Raw genomic sequence first — 19,671 nt, forward strand, 5'->3', positions numbered from 1 at the left:
GTCAGCGACCCCGGCGGGAGCGGGCGCTGAACGAGGCGGCCGACATCGTCCCGGCCCGCGCGGCCAGCTCGGCGCGCGTGCGGGCCGGTCCGGTCGGGCGGCCGGTCGCCCCCGCCGATCCGGCCGTCGCGGGCTTCCCCGACGAACCGCCGCGGCGACGACGGCCACCGCCGGCGGCCTGCGGCTGCGCGGTCGGCGCGGGCGCCGGCTCGACGTACGGCGCGGCCGGGCCGGAGAGCGCGGTGATCTCCGCGGCCCCGGGCCGGACGGCGGTGACGGTCGGGCGGATGCCGGCCTGGCGGGCCAGCGTGCGCACCTCGCCGGCCTGGTCGGGCGTGCAGACGGTCACCACGGTGCCGCCGGCGCCGGCGCGGGCGGTGCGCCCGGAGCGGTGCAGGTAGGCCTTGTGCTCGGCCGGCGGGTCGACGTGCACGACGAGCGAGACGTCGTCGACGTGGATGCCGCGGGCGGCGATGTCGGTGGCGCACAGGACGCGCGTGCTGCCGGTGCTGAACGCCTCGAGGTTGCGCTCGCGGGCGTTCTGGCTGAGGTTGCCGTGCAGGTCGACGGCGGGCACACCGGCCGCGGTCAGCTGCTTGGCCAGCTTCTTCGCCTGGTGCTTGGTGCGCGTGAACAGCACGCTGCGGCCGAGGCCGGAGGCGAGCTGGCGGACCACCTCGGCCTTGTCGGCGGCGGCCACCTGGAAGACGTGGTGGGTCATCGTCGCGACGGGGGCGACCGCGGGGTCGACCGAGTGCGTCGTCGGGGCGGTGAGGTAGCGCTTCACCAGGACGTCGACGCCGTTGTCCAGCGTCGCCGAGAACAGCAGCCGCTGGCCACCCTTCGGCGTGCGGTCCAGCAGCCGTTTGACGCCGGGCAGGAAACCGAGGTCGGCCATGTGGTCGGCCTCGTCGAGCACGGTGATCTCGACGGCGGAGAGGTCGGCGTGCCCCTGGCCGATGAGGTCCTCGAGCCGGCCGGGGCAGGCGATGACGACGTCCACGCCGCGGGCCAGAGCCTGCACCTGCGGGTTCTGGCCGACGCCGCCGAAGATCGTCGTCGCGCTCATGCCGAGCGCGCGGGCCAGCGGCTCGACGACGGCGAGGACCTGGTTGGCCAGCTCGCGGGTGGGCACGAGGACGAGCGCGCGGGGCCTCCGCGGCGTCCGGCGGCTGTCGGAGGCGGCCAGCCGGGCGACCAGCGGCAAGCCGAACGCCAGCGTCTTGCCCGAGCCGGTGCGACCGCGGCCGAGCACGTCCCGGCCGGCGAGGCTGTCGGGCAGCGTGGCGACCTGGATCGGGAACGGTGCGGTAATGCCGCTGGCGGCGAGCACCTCGACGAGCGGGGCGGGGACGCCCAGGGCCTCGAACGTGGTGTCGGTCGGCAGGACGGTGGCCTCGGCGCCGACCGGGAGGACCGGGGCCTCGACGGCCGTCTCGACCGGGGCGGGCAGGGTGGCGGGGCGGCTGCCGCGACCGCGGCCACCGCGGCGGCGGCGGGTGCGGGTGGGCGTGCTGTCGGACTGCGGAGCAGGGCGGGTCACGGACTTCCTCGACGTCTCTGGTGGCCGTCGTCGTCCGCAGCGCAGCGGGGAACGCGCGCCGGCGGGGGACGTCGAACGGCCTGGCGCGCCTCGGTGGCGCTGCCCGGGCCCGACGTCGAGTCCTGCTCGGGATGAGCGAGGGCGGCGCCGGTACCCCCCACTCAACCAGACGCGGGGCTCAGGCGGGTCGTGCGACCGACGAGTGCCCGGTCACACCGGTGCCCCGGTAGGTGCGCCGGTAGGCCTGCGGGGAGACGCCGAGCGCCGCCCGCAGGTGCGCGCGCAGCGAGGCGGGCGTGCCGAAGCCGGCCTGCGCGGCGACGCTGTCGACCGAGGCGTCGGTCGACTCCAGCAGGTGCCGGGCCAGCGAGATCCGCTGGGCCGCCAGCCAGCGCAGCGGCGAGTCGCCGGTCTCCTCGCGGAAGCGGCGGGTGAAGGTGCGCACGCTCATGTGCGCGTGCCCGGCGAGGTCGGCCAGCGTCAGCGGCTCGCCGAGCCGGTCGAGCGCCCAGATGCGGGTGGCCGCCGTCCCGCTGCCGCCGTCCTCGGGCACGGGGCGCTCGACGAACTGCGCCTGCCCGCCGTCCCGCCACGGGGCGACGACGTTGCGCCGGGCGACCCGGTTGGCCACCTCGCTGCCGTGGTCGCGCCGCACCAGGTGCAGCAGCAGGTCGATGCCGGCGGCGACCCCGGCCGAGGTGAGCACGTCGCCGTCGTCGACGAAGAGGACGTCGGGGTCGAGGTGCACGGCCGGGAACACCCGGCGGAACTGCTCGGTGTCGCGCCAGTGGGTGGCCGCCGGCCGGCCGTCGAGCAGCCCGGCCGCGGCGAGCACGGAGGCGCCGGTGCAGAGGGAGACCAGCCGGGCGCGCCCGCCGGCCGCGCGCAGGGCGGTGCGCAGCGCGTCGGGGATCTCGCCCCGCTCGAGCGCCGGGCCGCCCTCCATCCCGGGGATGACGACGGTCTGCGCGCCGTCCAGCAGGGAGAGGTCGTGGTCGGGCTGGACGGTGAAGCCGTCCGACGTCCGCACCGGTCCGCCGTCGACGCTGCCGACGCGGGCCCGGTACAGCGGGTTGCCGGAGCCGTCCTCGGCGAGGCCGAGCAGGCGGTGGGGGAGGCCGAGCTCCCAGGCGACCACCCGGTCGAGCGCCACGACGGCCACCTCGTGCGGTGCGGACGGCGTCATGGCCGGATCCTTGCACATGTTGACCGTCCGGCCACTCGTCGCACCGGGAGCCGTCCGGCATCCTCGACCGTCGTGACGAGCACCGCTGCGCCGGCCCGCCGGATCCACCCCGCCTGGTGGGTGGCCGCGGTGACCTTCCTGGCCCTCGTCGGCGCGGCCGCGTTCCGCGCCGTCCCCGGCGTGCTCATCGACCCGCTGCACGCCGAGTTCGGCTGGTCGGTCTCCACGATCTCGGCCGCCGTCGCCGTCAACATGGCCCTCTACGGGCTGACCGCGCCGTTCGCCGCCGCGCTCATGGAGCGCTTCGGGATCCGCCGGGTGGTGATGGCGGCGCTGCTGCTCACCGCGCTCGGCAGCGGCCTGACCGTGTTCATGACGGCGAGCTGGCAGCTCATCGTCCTCTGGGGCCTGCTGGTCGGCCTGGGCACGGGCTCGATGGCGCTGGCCCTCGTGGCGACCGTGACCGGCCGCTGGTTCGTGGCCCGCCGCGGCCTGGTCAGCGGCATCCTCACCGCGGGCGGCGCGGCCGGGCAGCTGGTGTTCCTCCCGCTGGTCGCGTGGGCCGACGCGCGCTGGGGGTGGCGGACGGCGGCGCTGGGCACCACCGCGGCCGCCCTGGCCGTCGTCCCGCTGGTGGCGTGGCTGCTGCGCGACCGGCCGCGCGACGTGGGCGTCGTCCCCTACGGCGGCACCGCCGCCGACGACGTCGACCCGGTGCGCACCGGCGCGGCGCGCACCGCGCTGCGCGGCCTGGCCGACGCCGCGCGCAGCCGGGTCTTCTGGGTGCTGGCCGTGAGCTTCATGGTCTGCGGCGCCTCGACCAACGGCCTGGTCCAGCCGCACTTCATCCCGGCGGCGCACGACCACGGCATGCCGGTCACCACCGCCGCGGGCCTGCTCGCCGTGGTCGGGATCTTCGACATCGCCGGCACGATCTTCTCCGGCTGGCTGACCGACCGCTACGACCCGCGGCTGCTGCTGCTCACCTACTACCTGTTCCGCGGGCTGTCGCTGTTCCTGCTGCCCTCGCTGTTCGCGCCGGGCGTGGGGCTGTCGATGGTGGCGTTCATCGTCTTCTACGGGCTGGACTGGGTGGCCACCGTGCCGCCGACCCTGGCGCTGTGCCGCGAGTACTTCGGCGCCCGCGCGCCGGTGGTGTTCGGCTGGGTCTTCGCCGCCCACCAGGTCGGCTCGGCGATCGCCGCGTTCGGCGGCGGCGTCGTCCGCGACCTCACCGGCTCCTACAACCCGGCCTGGTACGCCGCCGGGCTGCTCTGCCTGCTGGCCTCGGCGCTGTCGATCTCGGTCCGCCGCGGCCCGCGGGACGGCTCGTCCGCCGGGCTGCCGCCGTCACCGGTGCAGGCCGCCGCCGCCTCGACCCACGGCTGACGCGGCGGCCCGGGGGGCGTGCGGCATCGCCACGGCGGACGCCGCGGCGATGCTGTGCACGCCGAGCCGCTCCCGGACGTGCTCCATGTGCTTGCGCACCGTGCCGACCGACAGGAACAGCTGCGCGGCGATCTCGGCGTAGGACCAGCCGGCCGCCGCCAGCGCCAGCACTTCCCTCTCCCGCGGCGTCAGCCGCGGGAGAGGATGCGTCGCGCCTCGCCCGGGGGCGCGGGCAGGGTCAGGACCATCTCGTGGTGGATGCCCGGGAGGAGGTCGGTCATCGGGTCGGCCCCCCGCTCGCGGTCCGAGGCGTAGGCGTCCCCGCTGTGGACGACGCTCATGTCGCCCGTGCGCTGGGCCCACGAGCACACGCCCCGCCAGGACAGCGGCCAGAACGGGTGCTCCGGTGTCGGCGGGTCCGGACCGACGGGCCCGAAGCGGTCACCGGCGAGCTCGACACCCTGCATGAGCAGCGTCCGGCGGTGCCGGTAGTCGTGGTGCTGGTAGCTGATGTCGTAGTCGCACGGGATCAGCTGGTGCAGGCCCGCGAGGAGCGCCCACGGCATCGCCGGGCCGGGCTCGTCGGCCCGGGCCTCGGCGAGGACGCGGAGCTCGCCCTCGCCGCCGTCGTCCTCGCCGTCGCCGTGACGGTGACCGTCGTCCTGCTCGCCTCCGGCCGGGCCGACCCCGCCACCGGCACGGGGGACCTGCCCGTCGTCGACGACCTCTGCGCCGAGGTCGACCTCGGTCTGCCCTGCTGACCGCTGCCGCTCCCGGCGCCGGGAGCGGTCAGGAAGCGGCGGTCAGGGCGGGGTCGACGCTGCGGCCGCGGATCAGGTCCGCGGCCCGCTCGGCGATCATGATCGTCGGCGCGTTGGTGTTGCCGCGGACCAGCGTCGGCATCACCGAGGCGTCCACCACCCGCAGGCCCTCGAGGCCGTGCACCTTCAGCTGGGGGTCGACGACGGCGAGGTCGTCGACGCCCATCCGGCAGGAGCTCACCGGGTGGTAGAGCGACTCGAGGGTGGCGCGGACCTTCGCCCGCAGCGCCTCCCGTCCCGACACCGTTCCGCCCGGCGACCACTCCTCGGCGAGCACGGGGGCCAGCGGCGCCGTCTGCGCGATCTCCCGGGCCTTGCCCACGCCGGCGACCAGGGCGTCGAGGTCGCGCTCGTCGGTGAGGTAGCCGGCGTCAATCGCCGGCGCCCACGACGGGTCGGCCGAGCGCAGCCGCACCGAGCCGCGCGAGTGCACGTGCACCAGCACGGTGGCGGCGGTGAAGGCGTCGACGTCCGGGTCGACCTCGGCCTGCCGCCAGAACTTGACCGGCAGGAAGTGGAACTGCAGGTCGGGCTCGGCGAGGTCGTCGCGGGAGCGGGTGAACAGCCCCGCCTCGGCCAGGTTCGACGTCAGCGGGCCGCGGCGGGCGCCGAACCACTGCGCATAGCCCGACGGCGACTCGGCCCGGAACAGCGACCTGCCGCTGCGCACGTGCCAGATGACCGGCACCAGCGGGTGGTCCTGCAGCCCCTGGCCGACGCCGGGCAGGTCGTGGACGACGTCCACGCCGACCTCGCGCAGGTGCTCGGCCGGGCCGATGCCCGAGAGCAGGAGCAGCTGCGGCGAGTTGATCGCGCCGCCGGCGAGCACCACCTCGGCCGCGGCGCGGACGGTGTGCAGCGCGCCGCCGTGGCGGTACTCGACGCCGGTGGCGCGGCCGCCCTCGACCAGCACCCGGGTCGCGTGCGCCCCGGTGAGCACCGTCAGGTTCGGCCGGTCCAGCGCCGGCCGCAGGTAGGCGTCGGCGACCGACCAGCGCCGGCCCCGCCGCTGGGTGACCTGGTAGAAGCCGACTCCCTCCTGGGTGGGCCCGTTGAAGTCCTCGTTGCGCGGGTAGCCGGCCGCCACCGCGGCCTGGACGACGGCGCGGCTCCACCGGTGCGGCGAGCGGAGGTCCTCCACCCGCAGCGGGCCGCCGACGCCGTGGTGGTCGCCGGCGCCGCGGGCGTTGTCCTCCATGCGCGTGAACAGCGGCAGCACGTGGTCGTAGGACCAGGAGTCGTCGCCGGTGAGCTTGGCCCACTCGTCGTAGTCGGCCGCCGCGCCGCGGACGTAGATCATCGCGTTGAACGACGACGAGCCGCCGAGCATCTTGCCGCGCGGCCAGAACAGCCGGCGGCCGTCGAGGCCGGGCTGCGGCTCGGTGGTGTAGTTCCAGTCCCGGCGGGTGCGCCACAGCTTGTACAGCGCCGCGGGGACCTTGACCTCGAGGACGTCGTCGGAGCCGCCGGCCTCGAGCAGGAGCACCTGCAGCGACGGGTCCTCCGACAGCCGCCCGGCCAGTGCGGCACCGGCCGAGCCCGCCCCGACGACGACGACGTCGTACGCCGCCATCAGCGGTGCCGCCCGTGCACGAGGCCCATCACCCGGGCGAGGGCGTCGGCGGCCTGCGCCGGCCGGCCGAAGCTCATCAGGTCGACCGGGAGGGGGAACTTCCTCCGGGTGATCGCCTTGGCCCGGGTGAACTCCTTGAGGCCGTCCTCGCCGTGGATGCGGCCGAAGCCGCTGTCGCCCACGCCGCCGAAGGGCAGCGCCGGCACCGAGGCGAAGGTGAGCACCGAGTTGACCGACGTCATCCCGCTGCGCATGCGCCGGGCGAGGTCCATCGCCTTGTCCTTGGACCGCGAGAACACCGCGCCGGCCAGGCCGTAGGTCGTGGCGTTGGTCCGCTCGAGCGCCTCCTCGGCGTCGCGCACCTTCGTGATGGTCAGCGTCGGGCCGAAGGTCTCCTCGCGGACGGCGGCGGAGGTCTCGGGCACGCCGACCAGCACGGTCGGGGCGATGAACCCGCCGTCCACGGTGCCGCCGACCAGCGCCCGCCCGCCGTTCGCCGTCGCGTCCTCGAGGTGGCGGCGCACCACGTCGGCCTGCGACGCCATGGTCATGGGCCCGTAGGCGGCGTCGTCGTCCGACCCCGGCCGCAGCCCCTCGACCTTGCGGCGCACCTCGGCGACGAAGGCGTCGTAGACCTTCTCGGTGGCGTACACGCGCTCGATGCCGATGCAGGTCTGCCCGGCGTTGCTCAGCCCGCCCCACACCGCCGCGTCGGCGGCCGCGGCGACGTCGGCGTCGTCGTCGACGATCATCGCGTCCTTGCCGCCGAGCTCCATGAGCACGGGCACCAGGTTCTCCGCGCAGGCGGCCATGACCTTCTTGCCGGTCGGCGCCGAGCCGGTGAACGCCACCTTGTCGACGCCGGCGCGGCACAGCGCGCCGCCGGTCTCGCCGGAGCCGGTGACCACCTGGAAGGCGTCGGCCGCGTCGGGGACGGCGGCCCGCCAGGCGGCGGCCAGCCACGCGCCGACGGCGGGGGTGTGCTCCGACGGCTTGAACACGACCGCGTTGCCGGCGGCCAGCGCGTAGGCGATCGAGCCCATCGGCGTGAACACCGGGTAGTTCCACGGGCCGATGACGCCGATGACGCCGAGCGGCTGGTACTCCAGGTACGCGGCGTGGTTGGCGGCGAGCAGGCCGGCGCTCACCCGGCGCGGGCCGAGGGTCGTGCGGGCGTGCCCGCCGGCCCACGCGAGGTGGTCGACGGCCAGGGTGATCTCGAGGATGGCGTCGGCGTGCGGCTTGCCGTTCTCGCGGTGCACCAGGTCGGCCAGCTCGTGCATCCGCCGGGCGAGGTAGCCGCGGTAGGCGGCCAGCCGCTGCTTGCGGCCGTCGTACCCGAGGGCCTGCCAGGCCTCGGCGGCCGGGCGGGCCTTCTCGACCGTCTCGCGGACGGCGTCGGCGTCGTGCACGGGGAAGACGCCGACGACGGCGCCGGTGGCCGGATCGGTGGACTCGAACGTCTCGGTGGTGGCGTGCCGGTCGACCGTGCCCGCGGCGGCAGCGGTGACCGTGTCCATCTCTTCGGCGAGCGACATGTGGCGGAGGTTACCTCGCAAGTTACCGGCGCGTAGGGTCGGTGTCGGGCGTCGTCAGGACGCCTGCGCCGTCTCCAGCGCCTCCCGGTCGGACTCCAGGACGTCGGCGGCGGCGACGACGATGTTCGGGTCGGGGCGGCCGACCACGCGCTCGTCCTTGCCGTCGTACTCCGACCGGCACAGCAGGTACCGCATCGCCTCGATGCGGGCCCGCTTCTTGTCGTTGCTCTTGATGACCGTCCACGGCGCCCAGGGGGTGTCGGTGGCGGCGAACATCGCCTCCTTGGCCGCGGTGTAGTCGTCCCAGCGGTCCAGCGAGGCGAGGTCGGTCGGGGAGAGCTTCCACTGCCGGACCGGGTCGAGCTGCCGGACGATGAACCGGGTGCGCTGCTCGCGGCGCGAGACCGAGAACCAGAACTTGACCAGGCAGATGCCGCTGTCGACGAGCATCCGCTCGAACTCCGGCGCCTGCCGGGTGAAGCGCTCGTACTGCTCGTCGGTGGCGTAGCCCATGACCCGTTCGACGCCGGCGCGGTTGTACCAGGACCGGTCGAACAGCACGATCTCCCCGGCGGCGGGCAGGTGCTGCACGTAGCGCTGGAAGTACCACTGGGTCTGCTCGCGCTCGCTGGGCTTGTCCAGGGCCACCACGCGGGCGCCGCGCGGGTTGAGGTGCTCGGTGAAGCGCTTGATCGTGCCGCCCTTGCCGGCGGCGTCGCGACCCTCGAAGAGGACGACGACCTGCTGGCCGCTCTCCTTGACCCAGCCCTGGAAGCGCAGCAGCTGGATCTGCAGGCGGCGCTTCTCCCGCTCGTACACCCGCCGCGGCAGCTTCTCGTCGTAGGGGTAGCCCTCGCGCCAGGTCTCGACCAGCTGCCCGTCGGGGCCGAACAGGGCGCCGTCGTCGTCCCAGTCCTCGTCGGAGTCCTCGTCGGGGAGCGCCTGGAGGCGGTACTGCGAGAGGTCGACGGTCGAGGCGAGGGGCGGGGCGTCGGTGCTCACACCGGCGCACTACCCGCCCGCGGGCGCTGCGATGCTGTCGGCGTGCCCGACCCCTTCGACACCGCGGGGATCCGGCGGCGGGTGCTCGCGGCGTGGGCCGACAGCCCGGCCCGGTTCCGGGAGGACGCCAACGCGGAGGAGGACCTGGTCCGCGGCGGCTACCGCGACCGGGTGCTGGTCGAGCTCGCGCAGAACGCCGCCGACGCCGCGGTGCGGGCCGGCGAGCACGGCGTGCTGCGGCTGGAGCTGCGCGCCGACGAGCTGCGGGCCGCCAACACCGGGGCGCCGCTGGACGCCGCGGGCGTGCAGGCGCTGGCGACCCTCCGGGCGTCGGCGAAGCGGGACGGGTCGACCGTGGGCCGGTTCGGCGTCGGGTTCGCCGCGGTGCTGGCGGTCAGCGACGAGCCGGCCGTCGTCTCGGCCTCCGGCGGCGTGGCGTTCAGCGCCGCGCGCACCCGCGCGGCGGTGGCCGCCGTCCCCTCCCTGGCCGGAGAGCTGGCCCGCCGGGACGGCGCGGTGCCGGTGCTGCGGCTGCCGTGGCCGGCGCCCGGCTCCCCGCCGGAGGGGTTCGCCACCGAGGTCGTGCTGCCGCTGCGGCCGGGCGCCCACGCGATCGTGCGGACCGCCCTCGGCGCCCTCGAGGCCGAGCTGCTGCTCGCCCTCCCCGGCCTGGGCCGGATCGACGTCGTCGTCGGCGACGCCGTCCGCACCCTGACCGTCGAACCGCTTTCCGCACCGAGAGCGGAACCGCTTTCGGTGCGGAAAGCGGTGTTGTCCGACGGTGGGCGAACGACGGTGTGGCAGGTGGCAGAACGGTCGGGGGAGCTGCCGGCCGAGTCGTTCGCCGAGCGGCCGGTCGAGGAGCGCGAGCGCCGCGGCTACACCGTCACCTGCGCCGTGCCCCTGGACGACGACGGCCGGTCCCGCCCGCTGCCGGTGCCGCAGGTCGTGCACGCGCCGACGCCGAGCGACGAGCCCCTGTCGCTGCCCGTCCGGCTGATCGCGCCGTTCCCGCTCGGGCCCGACCGGCGGCACGTGCTGCCCGGGCCGGTCACCGCCGCGCTGGCCGAGGTCGCCGCCGACGCCTGCGCCGACCTGGTCGCGGCGCTGCCCCGCGACGCCGCCGTCCTGGGCCTGGTGCCGCGGACCGGGCTGGCCGCCGCCGAGCTCGACGCCGTCCTCGGCGCCGCGGTGCTCGACCGGCTGCGCGCCGCCGCGTGGCTGCCCGTGGCCGGGGACGACGACGCGGTGCAGCCGCCCGGGCGCGCCGCGGTCCTCGACGACCCGACCGACGAGCGGGTGGCGACGCTGACCGGGGTCGTGCCGGGGCTGCTGCCGGCGAGCTGGTCGCGCCGCGCGGACGCACCGGCGCGGGCCGCGCTCGGCGTGCGGCGGGTCGGTCCGGCCGACGTGGTCGAGGCGGTCCGTGGCGTCGACCGGCCCCCGGCCTGGTGGGCCGGCCTCTACGCGGCGTTCGCCGACGCCGACCGCGAGGAGCTGGGCGCGCTGCCGGTCCCGCTCGCCGACGGCCGCACCGCGCACGGCGCTGCCGGCGTGCTGCTGCCCGAGCCCGGGCTGCCGGTGGAGCGGCTCGGCCCGCTCGGCCTGCGCGTCGCGCACCCGGAGGCCGTCGCGGGGCCGGATGCTCGGCGGTTGCTGGAGCGGCTGGGCGCGCGCCCGGCCACGGCGGCCGCGGTGCTGGCCGACCCCGCCGTGCGGGCCGCGGTCGAGGAGTCGGTGGACACCGTCGACGAGCTCGACGGGTCCGATCCGCGCGCGCTGGCCGACGCCGTGCTGGCGCTGGTGGCCGCCGCCCGCCCGGCGCCCGGGGAGCTGCCGTGGCTGGCCGAGCTCGCGCTCCCCGACGCCGACGGCGGGTGGGCGCCGGCCGGTGAGCTGGTGCTGCCCGGCTCGCCGCTGGCTGCCGTCCTGGCCGAGGGTGCGCTCGGGCTGCTCGACCTCGCGCTGGCCGGCGCCCCCGACGCGCTGCGCGCGGTCGGCGTCCTCGACACCTTCGCGCTGGTCACCGCCGAGGACCCGGACGGGCTCGACGTCGACGGCGCCGAGGACTGGGCCGACGCCGTCCTCGACCGGCTGCCGCCCGGTGCGCCGCCGCCCGCCTGGCCGGCGCTGACCGCCGTCCGCGACCTCGAGCTGGTCGTCGACTGGGCGGGCGCCCTCCCGCTGCTGGCCGCGCTGCCGGCCGCGGCGTGGGCCGACGTGCGGCTCGGCGAGGTCGCCGTCCCCTCGTACCTGCGGTGGTGGCTGTCGACCCACCCGGTCCTGGGGGGACGGCGACCCGACCGGCTGCGCGACCCCCGCGCCACCTCGTTGCAGGGACTGTACGAACCGGCCACCGCCGACCCGGCGCTGCTGGACCTGCTGCGGCCGCCGGCCGCGGTGGACGACGTCCTCGCCGACGTCGACGGCGCGCTCGACCTGCTCGAGCGGCTCGGCGACCGGGCCCGCACCGTGCGCCCCGAGGTGCTGCGCACGGTCTACGCGCGGCTGACCGCGGCGCTCGACGGGGTCGACGTCGCGCCGCCGGCCCGGATCCGGGTGGCGCCCGACCGCGTGGTCGAGGACGCCGTCGTGCTCGACGTGCCGTGGGTGCAGCCGCTGGTCGACGCGCCGCTGGTGCCCGCCGGCGGTGACCCCGAGGCGGTCGCCGACCTGCTCGACCTGCCGCTGGCGAGCGAGCTCGTGTCGGGTGCCCCGGACGGCACGCCGGAGCGGCGGCTGCCCTGGCGGGAGGTGCCGGGCGCCGCGCTGGCCGCGGCCCGGCTGGGCCTGGACGACCTGGACGGCGAGGTGGCCGTGCACGCCGCGCTCACCGTCGGCGGCCGGCGGGTGTCCTGGTGGCCCGGGGCAGACGTCGACGCCGTGGACGGGACGCCGGACGCCTGCGGCCGGGCGCTGGCCTGGCGGGCGGGCGCGTGGCCCCTCCGCCAGGCCGTGGCCGAGGCGTTCGCACACCCCGAGCGCGCCGACCAGCTGGCCGCCGAAGACGGCGTGACGGGCTGACCGTCAGTGCCAGCGCGGTGCCGCCATCGCGCCGGGGGCGTGGCCGTGACCGTTGGACGAGCGGCCGCGGGCGCCGCGGGACACCGGTGCCCCGGCCGCCGGCACCCGGCCGGACGTCGTCCAGACGCCGAACAGCGACAGCCACTGCTCGGCGGAGAGCGACGCCGGACGAGCGGTCGGCGCCACCCCCTGCGTGTGCAGCCAGCGGAAACCCGCCGGCCCGGGCAGGGCCGACCGGAGCGCCGGGCCGAGCGACGACGAGGCGAGCACGGCCGAGGTCAGCCGGTCGAACCGGGCGGCCTCGTCGGCGGGGAGGGCGGCGCGGGCGGTGGCGACCGCGCCGTCGGCGGGGGAGTGGGCAGGGCGTGACAAGGCGGTACCTCCTGCGGGCAGCGGGCGCCGACCCGGGGCGCGGAGCAGCCCGGGACGGGGAAGGGGAGAGGCGAGGGAGCCGGCGGTCAGCGGTGCCGGCGGGAGCGGCTCAGCAGGCCGCTCGGCGCGAGCCGTTCAGGAACGGCGCAGCCGCAGGGAGTTCCACACGCGCAGCACGTTAGACAGCGGCCGCGAGGGCCGTCGAACGATTTACCGGCCGCTCTTGCGCGCCTGGTGGGCCTCCCACAGCGCCCGGTCCCTGGCGCGGGCGTCCTTGGTCCGCTCCCGCTTGGCGGCGCGCCTGCGGGCGCGGTCGAGCTCGCGCTGCTCGAACGTCGGGTGGCGCTCCCAGTCACCCGCGACGGCCACCACCACGACCAGCGTCGCGGCGAAGATGCCCACGAAGGCGGCGAGGACGGGGTTGAGCAACCAGAACGCCAGGCCGGTGAGCACCGCCCAGACGGCACCTCCGAGAAGCCACCGTTTCGCCACGCATCCAGTATCCGCGACGACCGTGCGGAGCGGGATCGGTGGTGCACAACCTGTCCGGCCGCGGTGCCTTGCGGTGCGGTGATCGGCTCCGTACCGTCGGGGGCAGCGGTTCAACCACCAGCCGTGAACTGCCAGTGTCGAGTTGTCCGTCGTCCCCGACGCCGATCGCTCTCATTGGTCCGGACCTCGATGTGAAGAGGTGCTCGTGACCGCAACACTCGACCCTCCCTCCGGCGACCTCCTGACGCTGTCCGCGACCGTCGACGGCGCCACCGCCCGTGTCTCCACGGTCGGTGAGATCGACTCCTCGTCGGCGCCGGACCTGCGCGCCGAACTCGAGCGGCTGCTGGAAGCCGGTACCCGCGAACTCGTCGTCGACCTGACCGAGGTGACCTTCCTCGACTCCGCCGGCCTGTGCGTGCTCGCCGCGGTCCACCGGCGGGCCGTCGCCGAGGGCGTGCGCCTGCGCGTGCTCGCCTCCAGCCGCGCGGTGGTCCGCCCGCTGCAGATCACCGGGTTGTACGACCTGCTCCGCGTCGAGACCCCCTGACCACTAGGCGGACTGCACGTAGCGCCGCCGCAGCACGTGCTTGAGCAGCTTCCCCGTCGGCGTCCTCGGCAGCTCGTCGACGACGTCGATGCGGCGCGGGCACTTGAACCCGGCGAGCCGTGACCGGCACAGGTCGGCCAGCTCCCGCTCCAGCTCCGGCGTCCACGGGACCCCGGCGGCGGGCTGGACGACGGCCGTGACCGCCTCGCCCATCTCCTCGTCGGGCACGCCGATCACCGCGACGTCGTAGACCGCGGGGTGCTCGATGAGCACGTCCTCGATCTCCCGCGGGTAGATGTTCACCCCACCCGAGATGATCATGTGCGACTGCCGGTCGGTGAGGAACAGGAACCGGTCCCCGTCGAGGTAGCCCATGTCGCCGACCGTCGTCCAGGTGGGGTGGTCGGGGTGCTGCGCCGCGGCGGTCTTCTCCGGGTCGTTGAGGTAGCTGAAGGGCACCTCGTCGCGCTCGAAGTAGATGACGCCGCTCTCGCCGGGCGGGAGCTCGCGGCCGTCGTCGCCGACGACGTGCGCGATGCCCAGGACGCCGTCCCGGCCCACCGAGCCCGGCTTCTCCAGCCACTGCCGGCTGTCGATGAACGTGATGCCGAGCCCCTCGGTGGCGCTGTAGTACTCGTAGAGCACCGGGCCCCACCAGTCGATCATCGCCCGCTTCACCTCGACCGGGCACGGTGCCGCCGCGTGCACCGCCACCCGCAGGCTCGACACGTCGTAGCGGGCCCGCACCTCCTCGGGCAGCTTGAGCATGCGCACGAACATCGTCGGCACCCACTGGCTGTGCGTGACCCGGAACCGCTCGATCGCGGCGAGCGCGCCCTCGGCGTCGAACGACTCCATCATCACGACGGTGCCGCCGACCGAGTGGACGACGCCGACGAAGCGCAGCGGCGCGGCGTGGTAGATCGGTGCGGGGGACAGGTAGACGGTGTCCTCGCCGAACCCGTACATCGGCTGGAACACCGCGACGTAGGTGTCGCCGGGCTCGGTCACGTCCCGCTCCGGCAGCGCCGGCCTGATCCCCTTGGGCCGGCCGGTCGTGCCGGAGCTGTAGAGCATGTCGGCGCCGCGCGGCTGCTCGGCGGGAGGCACCGGTGAGGCCGCGGCGAGGGCGGCCTCGTAGTCGCCGAAGCCGTCGATCGCGCCGGCGAAGGCCAGCGCCTCGGTGATCGCGGGCGTGGCCGCGCGGACCTCGCGGGCCAGCTCGCCGAGCGCGGCGGAGGCGATGAGCACCCGGGCGCCGCAGTCGCCGACGATGTAGGCGGCCTCACCCGCCGTGAGGTGCCAGTTCACCGCGGTCACGTACAGCCCGGCGCGCTGGCAGGCCCAGTAGACCTCGCACGCCTGGGGCCGGTTGTCGGTGAGCAGCGCGACGACGTCCCCGGGGCGCAGGCCCAGGCGGCGCAGGTGGTCGGCCAGCCGCACCGAGCGCTCCTCGAGCTGCGCGTAGGTCAGCGTCTCGCCGGACCCGGCCATGACGACGGCGGGGCGGTCGGGCGCGGTGGTGGCGAAGACGCCGGGATAGGGCACGCAGGACCTCCGAGCGGGGAATCCATCACGGGCTCGTAACGAATCGACTCACTGGAGTGACCCCACCCTTCCAGCGCGCCGCATCGTCACCTTAGTGTCGCTGCTCACACCGAGTGAGTGACCAGGATCACTTTCGTTGCCGAGTGCAACGTGTTCAGACGAGGGGCGGTCGGTTGCTCGCAGTCCAGAACCTCGAGGTCGTCTACGACGACGTCGTCCTCGTGCTGCGCGGGGTGAGCATGGAGATCCCCGACAAGCAGATCGTCACGCTGCTCGGGGCCAACGGCTCCGGGAAGACGACGCTGCTGCGGGCGCTGTCCGGGCTGCTCGACATCCACCACGGGGAGGTCACCCGCGGCCGGATCACCCTGGACGGCGACCGGATCGACCACCTCGACCCGCAGCAGATCGTCGCCCGCGGCATCAGCCAGGTGCTGGAGGGCCGGCGGGTCTTCGCCGAGTTCAGCGTCGAGGAGAACCTGCGGATCGGCGCGCACACCAAGCCCAAGCAGCGCGCGGCGAACCTGGAGCGGGTCTTCGACCTGTTCCCGCGGCTGCTGGAGCGCCGCACCCAGACGGCCGGCTACCTCTCCGGCGGCGAGCAGCAGATGCTCGCCATGGGGCGGGCGCTGATGAGCAACCCCCGGTACCTGCTGCTGGACGAGCCGAGCCTCGGGCTGGCGCCGCAGCTGGTCGGCTCGATCCGCGACCTGATCACGGCGATCAACGAGCAGGGCACCACGGTGCTGCTGGTCGAGCAGAACGCGTCGATGGCGCTGTCGATCGCCGACCACGGCTACGTGCTGGAGAACGGCCGGGTCGTCATGGACAAGCCCGCCGCCGCGCTGCGCGACGACGAGGACATCCAGGAGTTCTACCTGGGCCTGGGCGCGGAGGGCGGGGAGCGGTCGTTCCGCGACGTCAAGCACTACCGGCGACGGAAGCGGTGGCTGTCGTGAGCGGACAGGGGCGTGAGCCTCGCAGCCAGGAACGAGCGAGGAGCGGAGCGCCCCGCGGTGGCGAACGGAGGGCGTCGTGACCGAGCCGGTCCTGGAGGTCAGCGACGTCACCCTGAAGTTCAAGGGCGTGACGGCGGTCAACGGGGTGTCGTTCACGGTGGGCCCGCAGGAGCTCTTCGCCGTCATCGGCCCGAACGGCGCCGGGAAGACGTCGATCTTCAACGTCCTGTCCGGGGTCTACCGGCCCCAGGAGGGCCGCGTCCGCTTCCTCGGCGAGGACGTCCTCGGGCTGCGGCCGCACACCATCGCCGCCCGGGGGCTGGCCCGCACCTTCCAGAACATCGAGCTGTTCGAGAACCTGACGGTGATCGACAACCTCATGCTGGGCCGGGCGCACACCGTGCGCTACGGGATGCTCGCCGCGGCCGGCTGGCTCGGCCCGGCGCGCAAGAGCGAGATCGCCGACCGGGCCGCCGTCGAGGAGATCGTCGACTTCCTCGAGCTGGCCTCCTACCGGGCGTTCCCCGTCGGGCTGCTGCCGTACGGCGTGCAGAAGCGGGTGGAGCTCGGCCGGGCGCTGGCCATGGGCCCACGGCTGCTGCTGCTCGACGAGCCGGTCGCCGGGATGAACCTCGAGGAGACCGAGGACACCGCCCGCTTCATCCTCGACATCCGCGACGAGCTGAAGATCCCGATGATCATGGTCGAGCACGACATGGGCCTGGTCATGGACCTCGCCGACCGCGTGATGGTCGTGGACTTCGGCGTCCCCATCACGACCGGGACGCCGCCCGAGGTGCAGCGCAACCCCGACGTCATCCGGGCCTACCTGGGCGAGGACCACGCGACCGGCGGACGCCGGTCGAAGGGCAGCACGGCAGCAGGAGGCGCTCCGTGACCACCACCGCCGACCCCCGCACCGGCGTCGCCTCGACCGCGACGACCACGGTCGTCACCCGCGTCCGCGACCGCGCGGTCGCCACCCCCACCGGGGTGGCGATGCGGTCGAAGGCGTTCGGCCTCTGGCGGGAGACCACCTGGGCCGCGTACTGGGAGGAGATCCAGGACGTCGGCCACGCGCTGCTGGCCCTCGGGGTGACCCGCGGCGGTCGCATCGCGATCCAGTCGGAGAACCGGCAGGAGTGGCTGACCGCCGACCTGGGCGCGGTGGCGATCGGCGCGGCCACCGTCGGCATCTACCCGACCAACCCGGCCGCCGAGGTGGTGCACCTGCTGCGCGACTCCGGGGCCACCGTCCTGGTCGCCGAGGACCAGGAGCAGGTGGACAAGGCGCTGGAGGTCACCGCCGAGACGCCGGAGCTCCGCACGATCGTCTACATCGAGCCGCGCGGCATCCGCGGCCGCTACGACGACCCGCGCCTGGTGCACTGGGACGACTTCCTCGCCCGCGGCCGCGAGCACCGCGCCGCGCACCCGGGCGCCGTCGAGGACGCCATGGCGCAGACGCAGCCCGGCGACCTGATGACGCTCATCTACACCTCGGGCACCACCGGCCTGCCCAAGGGCGCGATGCTCACCGTCGCCAACGTCGAGGCCACCATCGCCGCGCTCACCGGCCCCGGGCTGGTCGAGCCGCCGGCCGGCCCCAAGGACCTGGCGCTGTCCTACCTGCCGCTGTCCCACGTCGCCGAGCGCATCTTCACCACCTGGAACAACGCCGCGACCGGCATCCAGGTGAACTTCGCCGAGTCGATCGAGACCGTCCCGGAGAACCTCCGCGAGATCCAGCCGACCTTCTTCTTCGCCGTTCCCCGCATCTGGGAGAAGCTGCTGGCCACCGTCCAGGTCAAGCAGGCGGCGGCCAGCCCGCTCAAGGGCGCGCTCGGCCGGGCGGGGCTGTCGCTGGCCGCGGGCGTGGGGGAGACCCTCGCCCGCACCGGCGGCCGGCACACGGCGGGCTCCCGCCTGAAGTTCGCGCTGGCGTGGGTGCTCGTGGTCCGGGCGCTGCGCGAGCGGCTGGGCCTGCGGCGGGTGCGCTGGGCCGGCTGCGGTGCCGCGCCGGTCGCCCTCGACGTGCTCAAGTTCTTCCTCGGCCTCGGCATCCCGATCTACGAGCTCTACGGGATGACCGAGAACACCGCGTCGGCCACGGCCAACAAGCCGGGCCGCTGGAAGCTCGGCACGGTCGGCGTCCCCCACCCCGACGTGGAGCTGCGCATCGACGAGCACACCGGCGAGGTGCTGACCCGCGGGCCGGCCACCTTCCTCGGCTACTGGAACCGGCCCGAGGCGACCGCCTCCACCATCGACGACGACGGCTGGCTGCACACCGGCGACGTCGGGGTCGTCGACGAGGACGGCTTCCTGCGGATCACCGACCGCATGAAGGACATCATGATCACCGCGGGCGGCAAGAACATCGCGCCGTCGGAGATCGAGAACGCCCTCAAGGTCAGCCCGTACATCAAGGAAGCGGTGCTGATCGGCGACCGCCGTCCCTACCTGACCGCGCTGATCGGCATCGAGCCCGACACCGTCTCCGACTGGGCGCAGCAGAACCGGATCGCCTTCACCACCTACCGCGACCTCACGCAGAAGGAGGAGGTCAGGGACCTGGTGCAGGGGATCGTCACCGACGTCAACAAGAACCTCGCCACCGTCGAGCAGATCAAGTCGTTTCGGCTGCTGCCGAAGCTGCTCGACCACGAGGACGGCGAGCTGACCGCCACGCAGAAGGTGCGCCGGTCGGCCATGGCCGAGCGCTTCACCGACCTCGTCGAGTCGATGTACACCGGTGGGGGACGTCGCTGATGGCCGAGGTCGTCGCCACCTTCGTCCGCGGGCTCGGGTTCGGGTCGCTGTACGCCATGCTCGCGGTCAGCTTCGTGATCATCTACAAGTCGTCGAAGGTGATCAGCTTCGCGCAGCCGGCGCTCATGCTGGCCGGCGCGGTGCTGGTCAGCTACCTCGCCGGGCCGGTCGGCTTCTACCTCGCCGTCCCGCTGGCCGCGGTCGCCATGGCCCTCGTGGGGCTCGGCGTCGAGCGGACGACGATCCGCCCGATGATCGGCCGGCCGGTGTTCGTGGTCGCGATCATCACGCTCGGCCTCGACATCGCCATCCGGGTCGTGGTCAACGTCTTCATCGGGCCCAACGTGCGCCAGGTGGGGGACCCGTGGGGGCTGTCCACCGTCGACGTGGCCGGGATCCGGATCCAGCAGCGCTACATCGCGATGATCCTGGTGCTCGTCGTCGTGGTCGCCGCCCTGTTCGCCTTCTTCCGGTACAGCCGCTGGGGGCTGGCCATGCGCGCGGCCTCGCTCGACCAGGAGACGGCGCTGGTGCAGGGCGTCTCGGTCGGCGGCGTGATGGCGCTGTCGTGGGCGATGGCCGGCGGGCTGGCCGCGGTCGCCGGCGCGTTCGTCGGCACCGGCGGCGGCGTGGACCAGTCCACCTGGATCATCGCGCTCAAGGCGCTGCCGGCGATCATCATCGGCGGCCTGGACTCCATCGAGGGCGCCGTCATCGGCGGGCTCGCCGTCGGCGTCTTCGAGTCCTTCGTCGCCGCGTACCAGGACGACGTCGCCCCCTGGCTGGGGCAGAACTTCTCGCTCGTCTCGCCGTACGTGCTGCTGTTCATCGTGCTGCTCGTCAAGCCCTACGGACTCCTGGGCACGAGGGAAGTGGAACGGGTATGACCGGCTCCGCCAGGC

The 19,671-nt window shown here is 74.8% G+C and carries 18 protein-coding genes; 8 read left to right on the forward strand and 10 right to left on the reverse strand.

All coding sequences use genetic code 11. From position 1 onward, the window contains the following. Position 1: 1 nt before the first annotated feature. Both ACI8AF_RS16755 and ACI8AF_RS16760 read right to left on the reverse strand, forming a co-directional pair. The gene (locus ACI8AF_RS16755) at positions 2 to 1,543 is read right to left on the reverse strand and encodes a DEAD/DEAH box helicase (RefSeq protein ID WP_456540869.1); all 1,542 of its coding nucleotides are present in this window, start codon (positions 1,541 to 1,543) and stop codon (positions 2 to 4) included. A 178-nt stretch (positions 1,544 to 1,721) separates the two neighbouring features. Continuing rightward, entirely contained in the window at positions 1,722 to 2,729 is a 1,008-nt protein-coding gene (locus tag ACI8AF_RS16760) for a GlxA family transcriptional regulator (protein ID WP_456540870.1), read from the reverse strand. Positions 2,730 to 2,801: 72 nt separating this feature from the next. Here ACI8AF_RS16760 and ACI8AF_RS16765 point away from each other — a divergent pair, with 72 nt between their 5' ends. Continuing rightward, positions 2,802 to 4,118 (forward strand): MFS transporter, encoded by a 1,317-nt coding sequence (locus ACI8AF_RS16765; RefSeq protein ID WP_456540871.1) that lies wholly within the window; start codon positions 2,802 to 2,804, stop codon positions 4,116 to 4,118. On the opposite strand, the gene ACI8AF_RS16770 is transcribed toward ACI8AF_RS16765, so the two are convergent. After that, the gene (locus ACI8AF_RS16770) at positions 4,080 to 4,289 is read right to left on the reverse strand and encodes a response regulator transcription factor (RefSeq protein WP_456540872.1); all 210 of its coding nucleotides are present in this window, start codon (positions 4,287 to 4,289) and stop codon (positions 4,080 to 4,082) included. The two genes, ACI8AF_RS16765 and ACI8AF_RS16770, sit on opposite strands and share 39 nt — an antisense overlap. Before the next feature lie 17 nt (positions 4,290 to 4,306). Next, positions 4,307 to 4,684: a hypothetical protein gene (locus tag ACI8AF_RS16775; protein ID WP_456540873.1), complete on the reverse strand. Its 378-nt coding sequence runs from the start codon at positions 4,682 to 4,684 to the stop codon at positions 4,307 to 4,309. Between ACI8AF_RS16775 and ACI8AF_RS16780 the strand changes: the two genes are divergently transcribed. Then, on the forward strand, positions 4,655 to 4,879 hold the full coding sequence (locus ACI8AF_RS16780) for a hypothetical protein (RefSeq protein WP_456540874.1): 225 nt from the start codon (positions 4,655 to 4,657) through the stop codon (positions 4,877 to 4,879). The two genes, ACI8AF_RS16775 and ACI8AF_RS16780, sit on opposite strands and share 30 nt — an antisense overlap. Positions 4,880 to 4,907: 28 nt before the next feature. On the opposite strand, the gene ACI8AF_RS16785 is transcribed toward ACI8AF_RS16780, so the two are convergent. From ACI8AF_RS16785 to ppk2, 3 genes are read right to left on the reverse strand one after another with little or no spacing between them, the layout of a single operon-like run. After that, positions 4,908 to 6,512, reverse strand: coding sequence for a GMC family oxidoreductase (locus tag ACI8AF_RS16785; RefSeq protein WP_456540875.1), 1,605 nt, complete (start codon positions 6,510 to 6,512; stop codon positions 4,908 to 4,910). Next, the gene (locus ACI8AF_RS16790) at positions 6,512 to 8,050 is read right to left on the reverse strand and encodes an aldehyde dehydrogenase family protein (protein ID WP_456540876.1); all 1,539 of its coding nucleotides are present in this window, start codon (positions 8,048 to 8,050) and stop codon (positions 6,512 to 6,514) included. The genes ACI8AF_RS16785 and ACI8AF_RS16790 overlap by 1 nt, the downstream gene beginning before the upstream one ends. 54 nt (positions 8,051 to 8,104) lie before the next feature. Continuing rightward, positions 8,105 to 9,052 carry a polyphosphate kinase 2 gene (ppk2, locus tag ACI8AF_RS16795; protein WP_456540877.1) on the reverse strand — a complete coding sequence of 316 codons (948 nt, stop codon included), beginning with the start codon at positions 9,050 to 9,052 and terminating at the stop codon, positions 8,105 to 8,107. 42 nt (positions 9,053 to 9,094) lie between these two features. On the opposite strand from ppk2, the gene ACI8AF_RS16800 reads away from it, so the two are divergent. After that, complete coding sequence (locus ACI8AF_RS16800) at positions 9,095 to 12,076, forward strand: sacsin N-terminal ATP-binding-like domain-containing protein (protein WP_456540878.1); 2,982 nt, start codon at positions 9,095 to 9,097, stop codon at positions 12,074 to 12,076. A gap of 3 nt (positions 12,077 to 12,079) precedes the next feature. Here ACI8AF_RS16800 and ACI8AF_RS16805 read toward each other — a convergent pair whose 3' ends face one another. After that, on the reverse strand, positions 12,080 to 12,448 hold the full coding sequence (locus tag ACI8AF_RS16805; RefSeq protein WP_456540879.1) for a hypothetical protein: 369 nt from the start codon (positions 12,446 to 12,448) through the stop codon (positions 12,080 to 12,082). A 210-nt stretch (positions 12,449 to 12,658) separates the two neighbouring features. Next, positions 12,659 to 12,940, reverse strand: coding sequence for a hypothetical protein (locus tag ACI8AF_RS16810; protein WP_456540880.1), 282 nt, complete (start codon positions 12,938 to 12,940; stop codon positions 12,659 to 12,661). A 205-nt stretch (positions 12,941 to 13,145) separates the two neighbouring features. On the opposite strand from ACI8AF_RS16810, the gene ACI8AF_RS16815 reads away from it, so the two are divergent. Then, positions 13,146 to 13,490 carry an STAS domain-containing protein gene (locus ACI8AF_RS16815; protein ID WP_456540881.1) on the forward strand — a complete coding sequence of 115 codons (345 nt, stop codon included), beginning with the start codon at positions 13,146 to 13,148 and terminating at the stop codon, positions 13,488 to 13,490. 3 nt (positions 13,491 to 13,493) lie between these two features. Here ACI8AF_RS16815 and ACI8AF_RS16820 read toward each other — a convergent pair whose 3' ends face one another. Continuing rightward, a complete protein-coding gene (locus tag ACI8AF_RS16820) occupies positions 13,494 to 15,038 on the reverse strand; it encodes an acyl-CoA synthetase (RefSeq protein WP_456540882.1) in 1,545 nt (514 codons plus the stop codon). A 173-nt stretch (positions 15,039 to 15,211) separates the two neighbouring features. On the opposite strand from ACI8AF_RS16820, the gene ACI8AF_RS16825 reads away from it, so the two are divergent. From ACI8AF_RS16825 to ACI8AF_RS16840, 4 genes are all read left to right on the forward strand, one after another. Beyond that, complete coding sequence (locus ACI8AF_RS16825; protein WP_456540883.1) at positions 15,212 to 15,997, forward strand: ABC transporter ATP-binding protein; 786 nt, start codon at positions 15,212 to 15,214, stop codon at positions 15,995 to 15,997. Between the two features lie 76 nt (positions 15,998 to 16,073). After that, complete coding sequence (locus ACI8AF_RS16830) at positions 16,074 to 16,895, forward strand: ABC transporter ATP-binding protein (RefSeq protein ID WP_456540884.1); 822 nt, start codon at positions 16,074 to 16,076, stop codon at positions 16,893 to 16,895. Further along, a complete protein-coding gene (locus ACI8AF_RS16835) occupies positions 16,892 to 18,769 on the forward strand; it encodes an AMP-dependent synthetase/ligase (RefSeq protein WP_456540885.1) in 1,878 nt (625 codons plus the stop codon). The genes ACI8AF_RS16830 and ACI8AF_RS16835 overlap by 4 nt, the downstream gene beginning before the upstream one ends. Then, complete coding sequence (locus tag ACI8AF_RS16840) at positions 18,769 to 19,656, forward strand: branched-chain amino acid ABC transporter permease (protein ID WP_456540886.1); 888 nt, start codon at positions 18,769 to 18,771, stop codon at positions 19,654 to 19,656. The genes ACI8AF_RS16835 and ACI8AF_RS16840 overlap by 1 nt, the downstream gene beginning before the upstream one ends. The last annotated feature ends 15 nt before the right edge of the window (positions 19,657 to 19,671 follow it).

Source organism: Blastococcus sp. SYSU D00669 (genome assembly GCF_054050715.1).